Origin of the sequence: Methylobacterium oryzae (assembly GCF_036441375.1) — a bacterium.
Taxonomy (GTDB): Bacteria; Pseudomonadota; Alphaproteobacteria; order Rhizobiales; family Beijerinckiaceae; genus Methylobacterium; species Methylobacterium oryzae_A.
In genome coordinates this window covers 202,709-215,290 of the sequence record NZ_MLCA01000017.1, presented here as the reverse complement: position 1 = coordinate 215,290, position 12,582 = coordinate 202,709, and the positions used below count along the sequence as shown (strand labels likewise).

The window sequence follows — 12,582 nt, the reverse complement described above, 5'->3', positions numbered from 1 at the left end:
CGCTTTCGTATCGCGCGGCGCAGCGGATAACAGATCGTCCCGCCGCCGACAAGCGTCCCGCTCACAGGGAATCGTAGCCGCCCTCCAGAAACGGCGTCGCGCCGTCGCCGATGCTGACGCCGGGCTCGACGATCGAGGCCGCCTTGCGGATCAGCTCCGTCACCTCGACGGAGATGCGGTCGCCCGTCACCACGATCTGCCCGCGGGCGATCGGGTGGTCGTTGGCCAGGATCTCGACCATGTCGCTATCGCTGGCTTCCAGCTCGATCACGGCGCCCCGGCCCATGCGCAGCAGCATGTGCAGCGGCATGCGGGCGCGGCCCAGCACCACCGTCAGATCGACCTTCAGGGTCTCGAAGACCGCCACCGCCCGCCATCCCGTCTCGCCGCCGGTCCGGTTGGGGCAGTTCCTTGCAGCAAGCCCTTGCAGCAAGCCCTTGCAACCGCCGGCCGCGGGTGTTGAAGGCTTCGACCATCGACGCAGGATGGTGAACTCTTGGTAAACGCGCCCCGCCTCGCGGTCAGCCCGCACGCCTTCCCGAAGCGGCCCGGCACCGATCCGGTCGCCGGTCCGGTGGGCTGGCGCGTGAGCGACGCGCCGGTGGACTACGCGGCGGCCCTCGCGTGGATGGAGGCTCGCGCGGAGGCGATCGCCCGCGGCGCGGCGCCCGAATGCGTCTGGCTGCTGGAGCACCCGCCGCTCTACACGGCGGGGACGTCGGCCCGGCCCGAGGATCTCGTGGCGCCGGACCGCTTCCCGGTCCACGCCACGGGGCGGGGCGGGCAGTACACCTATCACGGTCCCGGCCAGCGGGTGGCCTACGTGATGCTCGACCTCGACCGGCGCAGCCGCGACCTGCGCGCCTACGTGGCGAGCCTGGAGGCGTGGCTGATCGAGACGCTGGCCGCCTTCAACGTCCACGCCGAGCGCCGCGAGGATCGGGTCGGCGTGTGGGTGCGCCGACCGGAGAAGGGGCCCGGCGTCGAGGACAAGATCGCGGCGATCGGCATCCGGGTGCGCCGCTGGGTCAGCTTCCACGGCATCAGCCTGAACGTGGAGCCCGATCTCGCGCATTTCGACGGGATCGTGCCGTGCGGCGTCCGGGAGCACGGCGTGACGAGCCTCGTGGATCTCGGCCTGCCGGTGAGCATGGCCGAGGTCGACATGCAGCTCCGCGCCGCCTTCGAGGCGATCTTCGGGGCGACCGCGATCGAGGCGGCGGACTGATCGGGCGTGTCGTCGATCTCGCCGGTGGCCGCGCCGCTCAGAAATCGGCGTGGAGGCGCGAGGCGAAGAAGTGCGCCGGGCCGCGGTCGCGGTTGTATCCGGGATTATCGATGAACTGGTAGTCGAAGGTCAGGGTGACGAACTTCGTGAGGTTCAGGGCGTAGTAGGTCTCCAGCGCGCGCTCGGTGCCGTAGTTGAGGCGCCCGTCGCCGATCAGCAGGCCGAGATAGCCGGCCGCGAAGGCGGCCCGGTGCGAGGGTGACAGCCCGTTCATCGCGGTGCCGATGCCGACCGTGTCGTCGGGCCGGTCCCAGGCCTTGCCCTTCAGCGACAGGCCGCCGGAGAAGCTCTGGTCGATGTCGGTGAACGAGATGTTCTCGGTGCGCCCGTCGTTCAGGCTCGCCCGGGCGAACAGCCCGAGTTCGGGCGTCAGCGCCTGCTCCAGGTTGATGTAGCCGCCGGTCTTGCGCCGGGGGCGCCGGGTCGCCGCGACCGCGTCGTTGATGTCGTCGAACAGGCCGAGCTGCGTCAGGGTGACGACGTCGCGGTTGTTGGCCGAGACGCCGACATTCGAGAACAGCCCGACGCGGATCTTGCCGGGCTGCTCCAGCCACGGGAGGACGTGGCGCTCCTCGAACTCGACGTTCAGCCCGGCGCGCCGGAGCACCCGCGGGTCGAGCACGTCGCTCGACGGCTCCTTGGGCACCTGCGTGTAGGCGGCTCGGATCGCGAAGTCCGGCCGGTTGTACTCGGCGTAGATCCCCTGCGTGAAGCCCGGCAGGTTCGCCGGGAAATCCCAGGCCGAGGAGCCCCAGAGCGACCAGTTGAAGAAGTCCACGCGCGGGTCGTGCGCGTAGATGTTGCCGTCGAAGAAGTCGCCCAGCGCGAACTTGCCGGCGATCAGCGTGATCCGCTCGGCATCGTAGCGGGTCGCCACCTGGTTCGGCCCGTCCGGCACCTCCACGGTCTCGCCGCCCAGCCCGAAGGTCTGCTTCACGTAGTAGCGGTTCGAGCGCAGCTTCGGGAATGGGGCGCCGGCCTTCTGCGCCTCGCCGTTGACGAAGCCGGCGACGCCCAGCGTCCGCGACAGGCCGAAGCCCTGGCTGAACTCGGGATTGTAGTAGACCTCGGTGCTGTCGGTGAGCTTGAGGCCGAGAAAGATCGTGGCCGTGGTGGTCTGCCGGGCCTGATGGGGGATCAGGCTCTGCGCGCCCTCGTAGGGGGAGCGGAAGCCGGGCACGCCCTGCGCGATCAGCGTGGTCTGGCCGTGCAGCGAGAAGCGGCCGGTGTCGCCGGTGTCGGGATCGTGCGGGGCGGTCTCGTCCGGGTCCGGCGGCACCTTCAGCCCGTCCGGGAACCACATCAGCCGCGCGAACAGCTGGTTGGAATCGAAGCGCGCCCGGGTCGTGACCGGCCCGCCCGCGTCGCCGGGAATTGCCCCCAGCGGGAAGCGCCGGCTGCCGCCGAGATCGATGTAGCGGTAGTCGAGGCCCAGGGCGAGGCTGTCAGTGATGGCGTACTGCACCCCCGCGCCGAGGGTGAAGCCGACATAGCCGAGGTCCCGCCGCGCCGTAATCTGCCCGCCCGCGTCGAGGTCCGGATAGTTCGCCAGGACGCGCGCGTTCGCGCCCGCGATCCCGAAGGTGCCGTAGATCAGGTAGCGGTCGAAGCTGTAGCCGAGCCGGGCGCGCAGCGTGCCGTACAGATCGGTCTTGGCGCGCACGATGTTGAAGGCCGGACTGACGTCCTCGTAGCCGAAGCCCGCGATGGTCGAGGGGACCGGGCGCTTCAGGTTCGCCGCGTCGAGATTCGCCTCGACGCCGTAGACCCAGGGGCCAGCCTGCCAGTTCCAGCCGCCGAACAGGCCGCCCACGGCGGTCGTGGCGTTCCGTCCCTGATCGCTGCGGCCGGTGGAGTCGCCGCTCTTGAAGGCCGGGACCGGCCGGACGCCGACCGTCGTCGGGCCGAAATTGTAGGCCCCGTAGGATCCGCCGGCGCTGCCCTCCAGGCCGACATAGCCGCCCGACCAGTCGGCGTAGGCCGGCACGGGGGCGGCGGGCCGCGGGGCGGAGAGGTCGGCCGCGCGCGCGGCGACGGGGGCGAGGAGGGGTGCGGTCAGGACGAGCGCTGCGGTGCGGATCAGGGGCACGGAACGGGATCTCATCCGACTCACGGAAAAGTATAGCACTTGCTAAAACAGGGGGTGCCGCCGCGCAAGCCGCGGTGCGCCGTCTCGCCACGGGCCGTCCCGCCGATCATGGCCGTCCCGCCTCGCATCCTCGGTTCTCTGCATGGCACTGGCATGACGATCCCGGTTTGAACAGCCACGTCAAGATCCGGATCGACGTCGCGCGGCCAACATCTGCGTGAGATTGCGCGGCGACCGGGCCAATCTTGGAGAAAGACATGCGAATACGGTCATGCCGGGCCGGCAAGGTCTCAGATTAGAATTGTTATTATTTGATGTTGATGCGATTCCGGTTTGAAGTTCGAACGGGGTGGATTATGTGCGGTCCCATGCAGGCGTCGCACATCATCCCGGTTCTCCGCGGCCTCGCCGCGGCCTCGCTCCTCGCGTTCGCGGGCGCCGCGATGGCCAAGGAGGTGCCGATCGGTCCGCACGTGACGCGCAACGGCCTGGAGGTCGCCGCCGTCTATCTCCAGCCGATCGAGATGGATCCGCCCGGCATGATGCGCGAGGCCGCCAAGTCCGACATCCACCTCGAGACCGATATCCGGGCCGCCAAGGACAACCGCAACGGCTTCGCCGAGGGGGACTGGGTGCCGGCGCTCGACGTCCGCTTCGAGGCCACCAAGCTCGACGGCGACAAGGCCACCGACCAGACGGTCTCGGGCATGCTGATGCCGATGGTCGCCAATGACGGGCCGCATTACGGAGACAACGTGAAGCTGTTCGGCCCCGGTCGCTACCGCCTCAAGGTCACCGTCGCGCCCCCGGGCAAGGACAGCCATTTCGGCCGCCACGTCGACAAGGAGACGGGTGTCGGCCCCTGGTTCGAGCCCTTCGACATCACCCAGGACTTCACCTTCGCCGGTGTCGGCAAGAAGGGCGCCTACTGAGAGTGCCGGAGCTGACCGTGTCGTGCCTGCCGCGCTCCATCGTCCGAGTCGCCCTGCTGCTGGTCGCCGCCGCGTCCGCGTCGATGCCCGCCTCCGTGCCCGCGCGGGCCGACGACATGCCGGTCATCAAGGTGGAGATGCGCGACGGCGCGATCATCCCGACGGTGATCGAGGTTCCGGCCAACACCCGGTTCAAGCTGGAGATCTCGAATACCGGCCAGACGCCGGTCGAGTTCGAGAGCACGGAACTCCGGCGCGAGAAGGCGCTGGCCGCGGGCTCGACCTCGGCGATCGTGTTCCGCACCCTCGATGCCGGCACCTACCAGGTGTTCGACGATTTCCACCCGGAGGCGAAAGCGACCCTGGTGGCCAAATGAGCGCGTCGACGACAGCGCCCGGCCCCCTGGCCCTCGCTCGCGCCGCGCCGCGCCGGTCCGCGATCGACGCGCGGCTCGCCCGCTTCGGCGACGGGCTGCGCCGCTACGGCTGGATCATCCGGTCCGTGCAGTGGCTGATCGTCGCCGTCTACGCGGTGCTGGTGATCGTCCCGGCCCTGCTGCCGCTGCCCGACAACGCCGCCCACATCTGGACCAACCTGACGCTGGCGGCCCAGTTCGCCTTCTGGGGGATCTGGTGGCCGTTCGTGCTGGTCAGCATGGTGCTGGTCGGCCGCGCTTGGTGCGGCGTGCTCTGCCCGGAGGGGGCCCTCAGCGAGTTCGCGAGCCGCTGGAGCCGCGGCTACGCGGTGCCGCGCTGGATCACCTGGCAGGGCTGGCCGTTCGTGGCCTTCGCCGGAACCACCGTCTACGGGCAGATGACCAGCGTCTACGGCTACCCGAAGCCGGTGCTCGCGGTGCTCGGCGGCTCGACCCTCGCGGCGATCGTGGTCGGCCTGCTCTACGGGCGCAACAAGCGCGTCTGGTGCCGCTATCTCTGCCCGGTCAACGGCGTCTTCGCGGTGCTGTCGAAGCTCGCGCCGGTGAGCTTCCAGGTCGACCGAGCCGCCTGGGCGGCCTCCCCCAAGCCGGTCGGCGGCACGGAGGCCTTCAACTGCGCGCCCCTCGTGCCGGTGAAGACCATGCGCGGCGCGGGCGCCTGCCACATGTGCGGGCGCTGCAGCGGCCATCGCGGCGCCGTGCACCTCGCCCTGCGCTCGCCCAATCACGAGATCGTCCACGTGGCCGGCGCGGAGCCCAGCCTCGACCAGACCATGCTGATCCTGTTCGGCATGCTGGCGCTGGCGGTGGGCGCCTTCCAGTGGTCCTCCAGCCCCTGGTACGTCGATGCCAAGCAATGGGCGGCCACGTGGCTCATCGAGCGCGGGACGACGTGGCCCCTGGAGCACTCGGCGCCCTGGTTCGTGCTGACCAACTACCCCGACCGCAACGACGTGATGACGCTCCTCGACGGCGGGTTGCTGCTGGCCTACATCGGCGCCGCCACGGTGGTGCTCGGGCTCGCCCTGTCGGCGCTCGTGGCACTGGCGACGGTCGCGCTCGGCGGCTGGTCGCTCCGGCGCTTCCATCACCTGACCCAGACGCTGATCCCGGTGGCGGGCTGCGGCGTCTTCCTGGGCCTGTCGGCGCTCACCGTGACGTTCCTGCGCGGCGACGGCATCCTGATCCCCTACGTGGCGGAGATCCGCGCGGGCCTGCTCGCCGGCGCGAGCCTGTGGAGCGTCTGGCTGGCCTGGCGGGTGGCGGGTCTCGCCGCCGGCGGCCTCCGCCGGGTGGCGGCCGCGGCCTGCATCGCGGGCGCGGCCGCCCTCTCGGTGGCCAACTGGGTGCTCCTGTTCTGGATCTGGTAGCGCGCGGTTCGCGCGACGCGTCACACGACCTCTCACCCCCTGGAGACCGCCATGATCGGCGCCTTCGTCATCGCCTTCCGCGAAGTCATCGAGGCAGGCCTCATCATCTCCATCGTGCTCGCGGCGACCCGCGGCATCCCGGGCCGGATGCGCTGGGTGCTGCTCGGCATCGCCGGCGGTCTCGCGGGGGCCGCCCTGGTGGCGCTGTTCGCGGAGAAGATCTCCGACGCCTTCGAGGGCAGCGGGCAGGACATCCTGAACGCCGCGGTCCTGATCGTCGCCGTGCTGCTGCTGATCTGGCACAACACCTGGATGAGCAAGCACGGCAAGGAGCTGGCGGGCGAGCTGCGCGCCGCCGGTGCCGCGGTGCGCTCGGGCGAGCGGGAGGCCGCGGCCCTCTCGATCGTGATCGGCGCCGCGATCCTGCGCGAGGGGGCCGAGCTCGTCCTGTTCCTCTACGGCCTCGTGGCCTCGGGCACCTCGGGCGCCGACATCCAGTTCGGCGCGGTCGCCGGTATCGGCGCGGGCGCGCTCCTCTCGGCCGTGACCTATCTCGGTCTCGCCTCGATCCCGAGCCGCTACGTCTTCTCGGTGACCAGCGTCCTGATCATCTTCCTCGCGGCCGGCCTCGCCGCACAGGCGGCGCAGTTCCTGGCCAATGCCGGCGTGGTGGACGTCCTCGGCCACACCCTGTGGAACAGCTCCGCCGTGATCGCCGAGACTTCCTGGCCGGGCCGCGTCCTGCACGCCCTGGTCGGCTACACCGACCGGCCGACCGCCCTCCAGGGGCTGGTCTATGTCGGCACCATCGCGGTGATGGTCGCCCTGATGCAGCTGAGCGCCGCCGATAAGCGCCGCGCGGTGCGGCCGGCGTAGAGACTGGTCCGGCGACCTCCGCCGCACCGGTCGTCGGTGCGGCGGAGGAGACCGCGTGGCCGTCCTCAGCCCTGCACGGTCCACTTGGTGGGGTCGGCCGGCTTCTCCCTGTAGATCGTGCCGGCGAAATCGACGTGCAGCTCCGTTGCAGCCCCGTCACGTCGGCGCCCCAGCACCTCGAAATGCTTCGCCTCGCGCCGCGGCGTCGCCACGACCGCCCAACCCGCCGAGGCGACGGCCGCGAGCGCGCGTGCGGGATCGGCCGAGGCCGCCGTCGGCGCCTCCGCCCGCTTCGGGCCGTGAGGGTGATGGGGCTTCTTGTGGTGGATCTCCACCGGCGCGCGGCCTTCCGCCGCGATCCGCGTGACCTTGATCTCGGAGGGGCGGCGTTCGCCCTCGAGGGTCACCTGCAGCCCGCGCGCGATCGGGAAGGCGTCCACGCCCTTCGGGCCGAGATCGGCCAGATGCGTCTCGCCGTCGGCCTCGATGGTGAAACGGTGGGCGAAGACCTGTCCGATTGTGCCCGACAGGGCGGTGGTTTCGTGAAGCGGCATGATTTTCTCCGTGGAGCGCCCAACCGCAGGCGCATTCGATATATCGAAATCGATCACGGAGCCTTCAAGGCGACGCCGGCACCGACCGGAGCGGGCCGGTCGGCGGACTGTCCGACGGGCCGTCCCTCAGGTGCCCGTCGCGACTGCCCGGGCCGGATCGGCCCCCCATTCCGACCAGGAGCCGTCGTAGAGGCCCCGCGCCGGCCGACCCATGGTCTCCAGCGCCAGCGCGATGATGGCGGCGGTGACGCCGGAGCCGCAGGTGGTCACGATCGGCCGCTCCGGATCGACCCCGTTCTCGGTGAAGACCGCCTTCAGCTCCTCGGGACTCTTCATCCGGCCGTCGCGCTGGAGGGCCGCGTAGTGCAGGTTGCGGGCGCCGGGCATGTGTCCCGGCCGGACGCCGGGGCGGGGCTCCGGCTCCTCGCCGCGGAACCGCGTGCCCGAGCGGGCATCGACCACCTGCGACGAACCGGTAGCCAGGGCGCGGGCGACGTCGTCCGCGTCCGCCACCGCGCCGTGGTCGAGGCGGGCGGTGAAGTGCCGGCGCTCGTGCGGGCGCGGCTCACCCTCCTCGGTGGGGTAGCCCGCCGCGACCCAGGCCGGCAGGCCGCCGTCGAGCACGAGCGCGTCGCGCACGCCGAAGGCCTTGAGCATCCACCAGACCCGCGGGGCCGAGAACAGGCCCTGCCCGTCGTAGACCACGATCTGCATGCCGTCGCCGACGCCGAGCGCGCGCATCCGCGCCGCGAACACCTCGGGCCGCGGCAGCATGTGCGGCAGGCTCGACTCGGTGTCGCTCATGGCGTCGAGATCGAACCGGCGGGCGCCGGGAATGTGGGCTTGGCGGAACTCGGCCTCGGGATCGCGGCCCGCGGCCGGGAGGTACCACGAGGCGTCGAGCACCACGATGTCGGGGGCCGCGAGGCGGTCGTGCAGCCATTCGGGTGACACGAGGGGCGCATGGGCCATGGTCGGCGGATCCGGCTCTGTTCGCGTTGCGGTCTCACAGAACCACAGGTCGCACCGCGTTGCACGCCCGGGCCGCCGCGGGGCGGCGGCGTTCGGGCGGATTCGTCAGTGACGCCAATGCCAGTCGCGGCGCGCGGGAACGGGACGAGCTACGCATCCTGCACCGTGGTCCGATGCATCCAGCGCAGGCTGGTCTTGTTTTAAAGAGCCGTAACCCCAGTTACGACAACATGATGACGCCAATCGCGTCGGCCGTCCGGCCGACATCGTGTTGGCCGCCCCGGACGCCCCGCTTGCGGACGCGAAACGGGGACGTCGCCTGAACGAGATGCGTTCAAACCTTCCCTGTCTGCCCGGGCGCCCGACCCACCGTGCAGGATGCTTATTGAGCCGATCGACACCATGAATCAACTCGTCCGCATGTCCCAGATCGGCGACGCCGAGACCGTCGAGGAGCCGTCGGCCGAGCTGCGCGTGCCCTTCGCGCAGTCCGGCGCCTTCGTGTGCAAGTACATCATCGGCGAGCCGAACGACCGCGCCGTCTGCTGCGGCGCCCCCGTGTCCGACGGCAAGAGCTGGTGCGCCTATCACCGCCGCATCGTGTTCGAGCCGACCCGGCCCGGCCGCATCCGCTGAGGCGGCCCCTGCCGCATCCCGGCCGTCACTGCGTCCGCATGATCTGGATGACCGCCGGGGTGATGATGACCACGAACAGCACCGGCAGGAAGAACAGGATCATCGGCACGGTGAGCTTCGGCGGCAGCCCGGCCGCCTTCTTCTCGGCCTCGTTCATGCGGAGGTCGCGGCTCTCCTGGCTCAGCACCCGCAGCGCCTGACCGACCGGCGTGCCGTAGCGCTCGGCCTGGATCAGCGCCGTCGCCACGGACTTCACCGGCTCGAGGCCGGTCCGCATCACGAGGTTCTCGTAGGCTTGGCGGCGGTCGGGCAGGAACGACATCTCGGCGGTCATCAGCGCGAGCTCCTCGGCCAGCACGACCGAGGACGTGGCGATCTCGGTGCTCACCTTCCGGAACGCGTTCTCGATCGCCATGCCCGATTCCACGCAGATCAGCGTGAGGTCGAGGGCGTCGGGCCACGCCTTGCGGATCTCGGTCTGGCGCTTCTTGGCGGTGTTCACCAGGAACAGCTCCGGCGCCTTGATGCCCATATAGGCCGCGCCGATCACCAGCCCGAACCGCACGAGGTAGGAGGCGTCGAGCACCTCCAGCACGAACAGGTAGAACAGGGCCGAGATCACCGCGACCACCGGCACGACGAGGCGGAAGAACAGGAAGGCGGTCTCCGCCCCCTGGCCGCGGTAGCCCGCCTGCATCAGCTTGCGCTTGGCGGTGTCCGTGCCGAGCCAGCGGCGCAGCTGGTACCGCTCGACGATGGACTTCATGTAGGCCTTCGGCTCCGTGCGCAGCGTCGCCCGGGTTCCGGTCCGCTCCGCGCTCAGCCGCTCGCGTCGCCGGATCTGCTCGCGCTCGTCGCTCACGAGCTTCATCCGCTTGCCGAGCCGGTCGGTCTCCAGGAAGGGCTGCGCCACCGCGTAGGCGGTCGCGGCCGCCGCGACGGCGGTCAGGAATGTGCCCATGAAGCGGGGATCGAACAGCTTCTCGGCGATGTCTTCGATCATCGGGCGGGATCCGGCAGACGGCGCACCGCGCCTAGAACTCGAAGGCGATCATCTTCTTGATCGTGAAGATGCCGATGGACATCCAGATCGCCGCGCCGACCAGGGCGATCTTGCCCGTGTCGGTGGTCCAGAGCAGCGAGATGTAGTCGGGGCTCGTCAGGGCGGTGATGCCCGCCACCGCGAAGGGCAGGCAGGCGATGATCGAGGCCGAGGCCTTGGCCTCCATGCTCATCGCCTGGACCTTGCCGCGCATCTTGGCGCGGTCGCGCAGCACCGTGGACAGGTTGTTCAGCGCCTCCGAGAGGTTGCCGCCCGATTGCTGCTGGATGTTGATCACGATGGCGAAGAAGTTCACCTCGGCGGTGGGCACCCGCTCGAACAGGCGCGTGCAGGCCTCGCCGAGCGACAGGCCCATCGCCTGGGTCTCCACCACGGTCCGGAACTCGCTGCGCACCGGCTCCTCGGCCTCGCGCGAGACCATGCGGAAGCAGTCGCCCACCGGGATGCCGGTGCGGATGCCGCGCACCACCACGTCGACGGCGTTGGGCAGCTCCTTGTTGAACTTCGCGATGCGCTTGAGCCGCAGGTGGCGCAGCAGCCAGGCGGGCAGGCCGAAGCCGCCCGCGAAGGCGGCGCCGAGCGCCGCCAGGGCGTTGTCGGTGATGACGAAGAGCAGGAGCCCGAGGACGACGCCGCTCAGGGCCGAGAGCCCGTAGAAGGTCTGCTTCGTCCAGCCGAGGCCGGCGCGGGCGAGCTTCAGCTCGACGCTGGCCTTCGAGGCGCCCTTGGCCTTCGCCTCGATCTCGCTCAGCGTCTTGGCGACCTGCTCGCGCCGGTTGACCGCGACGCCCCGGGTCGCCGCCCCCGAGGCGGAGACGCTGATCGTCTTGAGGCGCTTGCTGGCCCGGCGCTCGCCGCCGAGCAGGGGCAGGACCGCCACGTAGGCGACGGCGGCGACCGCGATGCCGACGAGGCCGGCGGCGATCGGCAGGTTGGAGGCGTCCGCCATCGGCTCAGCCCCGGTCGACGACCTCGGCGGCGTCGAGCGCCTCGCCGAGCCGCTGTTCCAGGCCGTAGTACCGGGCGCGCTCCCAGAATTTCGGCCGGCCGACGCCGGTCGAGCGGTGGCGCCCGATCAGCTTGCCGTTCGCGTCCTCGCCGACGATGTCGTAGAGGAAGACGTCCTGTGTCGTGATGACGTCGCCCTCCATGCCGAGCACCTCGGTGATGTGGGTGATGCGGCGGGAGCCGTCGCGCAGGCGCATCGCCTGGATCACGACGTCGATCGAGCCGCAGATCATCTCGCGCAGGGTCCGCGACGGCAGGGTGAAGCCGCCCATCGAGATCATCGACTCGATACGCGACAGGCACTCGCGCGGGCTGTTGGCGTGGAGCGTGCCCATCGAGCCGTCGTGGCCGGTGTTCATCGCCTGGAGCAGGTCGAAGGCCTCCGGTCCGCGCACCTCGCCGACGATGATCCGCTCAGGCCGCATGCGCAGGCAGTTCTTCACGAGGTCGCGCATGGTGACCTGGCCCTGGCCCTCCATGTTGGGCGGCCGCGTCTCCAGGCGCACCACGTGGGGCTGCTGGAGCTGCAGCTCGGCCGCGTCCTCGCAGGTGATGACCCGCTCGTCGTGCTCGATGAAGGCCGTGAGGCAGTTGAGCAGCGTGGTCTTGCCCGAGCCCGTGCCGCCCGAGATGACCACGTTGCAGCGCGACTGGCCGATGATCTTGAGGACCTCGGCGCCCTCGGGCGAGATCGCCCCGAAGCGCACGAGCTGCTCCAGGGTCAGCTTGTCCTTCTTGAACTTGCGGATGGTCAGCGCCGGGCCGTCGATGGCGAGCGGCGGCGCGATCACGTTGACGCGGGATCCGTCCGGCAGGCGCGCGTCGCAGATCGGCGAGGCGTCGTCGACGCGGCGGCCGACCTGACTGACGATCCGCTGGCAGATGTTCATCAGCTGCTGGTTGTCGCGGAACCGCACGCTGGTCAGCTGGATCTTGCCCCCGACCTCGATGAAGGTCCGGTGGGCGCCGTTGACCATGATGTCCGCGATATCGTCGCGGGCGAGCAGCGGCTCCAGAGGCCCGTAGCCCAGCACGTCGTTGCAGATGTCGTCGAGCAGCTCCTCCTGCTCGGAGATCGACAGGACGATGTTCTTGAGCCCGATGATCTCCGTGACGATGTCGCGGATCTCCTCGCGCGCGGTCTCGGCGTCGAGGCGCGAGAGCTGCGTCAGGTCGATCGCCTCGATGAGGGCGCCGAAGATCAGGCTCTTCGTGCGGTAGTAATCCTCCGACCGCGCGGTCTCCACGACGACCGGGGCCGCCGGTGTCGGGCGCGGGACCGGCGCCGGCGCCGGCGCGTCGCGCAGGACCGGCGCGGCCGGTGCCGGGCTCCGCATCTGCGGGATCGGCGGGGGGG

13 protein-coding genes are annotated in these 12,582 nt (G+C 70.4%); 6 read left to right on the top strand and 7 right to left on the bottom strand.

The window, feature by feature from the left end; genetic code table 11:
- Positions 1 to 61 precede the first annotated feature (61 nt).
- Positions 62 to 367 carry a FliM/FliN family flagellar motor switch protein gene (locus MOTC310_RS31675; RefSeq protein ID WP_331293988.1) on the bottom strand — a complete coding sequence of 102 codons (306 nt, stop codon included), beginning with the start codon at positions 365 to 367 and terminating at the stop codon, positions 62 to 64.
- A gap of 129 nt (positions 368 to 496) precedes the next feature.
- Here MOTC310_RS31675 and lipB point away from each other — a divergent pair, with 129 nt between their 5' ends.
- Entirely contained in the window at positions 497 to 1,228 is a 732-nt protein-coding gene (lipB, locus tag MOTC310_RS31670) for a lipoyl(octanoyl) transferase LipB (protein WP_331304634.1), read from the top strand.
- Positions 1,229 to 1,265: 37 nt separating this feature from the next.
- Here the strand turns inward: lipB and MOTC310_RS31665 are convergent, their stop codons facing one another.
- A complete protein-coding gene (locus tag MOTC310_RS31665) occupies positions 1,266 to 3,392 on the bottom strand; it encodes a carbohydrate porin (protein ID WP_331304633.1) in 2,127 nt (708 codons plus the stop codon).
- A 353-nt stretch (positions 3,393 to 3,745) separates the two neighbouring features.
- Between MOTC310_RS31665 and MOTC310_RS31660 the strand changes: the two genes are divergently transcribed.
- The 4 genes from MOTC310_RS31660 to MOTC310_RS31645 are packed head-to-tail and all read left to right on the top strand — an operon-like array spanning position 3,746 to position 6,992.
- Positions 3,746 to 4,309 carry an iron transporter gene (locus MOTC310_RS31660; RefSeq protein WP_331304632.1) on the top strand — a complete coding sequence of 188 codons (564 nt, stop codon included), beginning with the start codon at positions 3,746 to 3,748 and terminating at the stop codon, positions 4,307 to 4,309.
- 17 nt (positions 4,310 to 4,326) lie between these two features.
- Positions 4,327 to 4,686 carry a cupredoxin domain-containing protein gene (locus MOTC310_RS31655; protein ID WP_331304631.1) on the top strand — a complete coding sequence of 120 codons (360 nt, stop codon included), beginning with the start codon at positions 4,327 to 4,329 and terminating at the stop codon, positions 4,684 to 4,686.
- The gene (locus MOTC310_RS31650; RefSeq protein WP_331304630.1) at positions 4,683 to 6,116 is read left to right on the top strand and encodes a 4Fe-4S binding protein; all 1,434 of its coding nucleotides are present in this window, start codon (positions 4,683 to 4,685) and stop codon (positions 6,114 to 6,116) included. Before MOTC310_RS31655 ends, MOTC310_RS31650 begins: the two co-directional genes overlap by 4 nt.
- Before the next feature lie 51 nt (positions 6,117 to 6,167).
- Positions 6,168 to 6,992 (top strand): FTR1 family iron permease, encoded by an 825-nt coding sequence (locus MOTC310_RS31645; RefSeq protein WP_331304629.1) that lies wholly within the window; start codon positions 6,168 to 6,170, stop codon positions 6,990 to 6,992.
- Between the two features lie 65 nt (positions 6,993 to 7,057).
- Here MOTC310_RS31645 and MOTC310_RS31640 read toward each other — a convergent pair whose 3' ends face one another.
- Together MOTC310_RS31640 and sseA are read right to left on the bottom strand one after the other, a co-directional pair.
- Positions 7,058 to 7,546 carry a hypothetical protein gene (locus MOTC310_RS31640; RefSeq protein ID WP_331304628.1) on the bottom strand — a complete coding sequence of 163 codons (489 nt, stop codon included), beginning with the start codon at positions 7,544 to 7,546 and terminating at the stop codon, positions 7,058 to 7,060.
- 126 nt (positions 7,547 to 7,672) lie between these two features.
- Complete coding sequence (sseA, locus tag MOTC310_RS31635; protein WP_331304627.1) at positions 7,673 to 8,518, bottom strand: 3-mercaptopyruvate sulfurtransferase; 846 nt, start codon at positions 8,516 to 8,518, stop codon at positions 7,673 to 7,675.
- Positions 8,519 to 8,920: 402 nt separating this feature from the next.
- On the opposite strand from sseA, the gene MOTC310_RS31630 reads away from it, so the two are divergent.
- Positions 8,921 to 9,154 (top strand): GcrA family cell cycle regulator, encoded by a 234-nt coding sequence (locus MOTC310_RS31630; RefSeq protein ID WP_331293974.1) that lies wholly within the window; start codon positions 8,921 to 8,923, stop codon positions 9,152 to 9,154.
- Positions 9,155 to 9,179: 25 nt separating this feature from the next.
- On the opposite strand, the gene MOTC310_RS31625 is transcribed toward MOTC310_RS31630, so the two are convergent.
- Genes MOTC310_RS31625 through MOTC310_RS31615 form a run of 3 tightly spaced genes read right to left on the bottom strand, consistent with a single transcriptional unit; the run spans position 9,180 to position 12,562 of the window.
- On the bottom strand, positions 9,180 to 10,157 hold the full coding sequence (locus MOTC310_RS31625) for a type II secretion system F family protein (protein ID WP_331293972.1): 978 nt from the start codon (positions 10,155 to 10,157) through the stop codon (positions 9,180 to 9,182).
- A 31-nt stretch (positions 10,158 to 10,188) separates the two neighbouring features.
- Complete coding sequence (locus MOTC310_RS31620; protein ID WP_331304626.1) at positions 10,189 to 11,166, bottom strand: type II secretion system F family protein; 978 nt, start codon at positions 11,164 to 11,166, stop codon at positions 10,189 to 10,191.
- 4 nt (positions 11,167 to 11,170) lie between these two features.
- A complete protein-coding gene (locus tag MOTC310_RS31615; RefSeq protein WP_331304742.1) occupies positions 11,171 to 12,562 on the bottom strand; it encodes a TadA family conjugal transfer-associated ATPase in 1,392 nt (463 codons plus the stop codon).
- Positions 12,563 to 12,582 lie beyond the last annotated feature (20 nt).

Excerpts from the sequence above, each read along its gene's own strand:
- MOTC310_RS31620 (WP_331304626.1), bottom strand. The coding sequence starts at position 11,166 with ATGGCGGACGCCTCCAACCTGCCGATCGCCGCCGGCCTCGTCGGCATC.
- MOTC310_RS31650 (WP_331304630.1), top strand. The coding sequence starts at position 4,683 with ATGAGCGCGTCGACGACAGCGCCCGGCCCCCTGGCCCTCGCTCGCGCC.
- MOTC310_RS31660 (WP_331304632.1), top strand. The coding sequence starts at position 3,746 with ATGCAGGCGTCGCACATCATCCCGGTTCTCCGCGGCCTCGCCGCGGCC.
- MOTC310_RS31665 (WP_331304633.1), bottom strand. The coding sequence starts at position 3,392 with ATGAGATCCCGTTCCGTGCCCCTGATCCGCACCGCAGCGCTCGTCCTG.
- MOTC310_RS31615 (WP_331304742.1), bottom strand. The coding sequence starts at position 12,562 with ATGCGGAGCCCGGCACCGGCCGCGCCGGTCCTGCGCGACGCGCCGGCG.
- MOTC310_RS31630 (WP_331293974.1), top strand. The coding sequence starts at position 8,921 with ATGAATCAACTCGTCCGCATGTCCCAGATCGGCGACGCCGAGACCGTC.
- MOTC310_RS31640 (WP_331304628.1), bottom strand. The coding sequence starts at position 7,546 with ATGCCGCTTCACGAAACCACCGCCCTGTCGGGCACAATCGGACAGGTC.
- sseA (WP_331304627.1), bottom strand. The coding sequence starts at position 8,518 with ATGGCCCATGCGCCCCTCGTGTCACCCGAATGGCTGCACGACCGCCTC.
- MOTC310_RS31625 (WP_331293972.1), bottom strand. The coding sequence starts at position 10,157 with ATGATCGAAGACATCGCCGAGAAGCTGTTCGATCCCCGCTTCATGGGC.
- MOTC310_RS31645 (WP_331304629.1), top strand. The coding sequence starts at position 6,168 with ATGATCGGCGCCTTCGTCATCGCCTTCCGCGAAGTCATCGAGGCAGGC.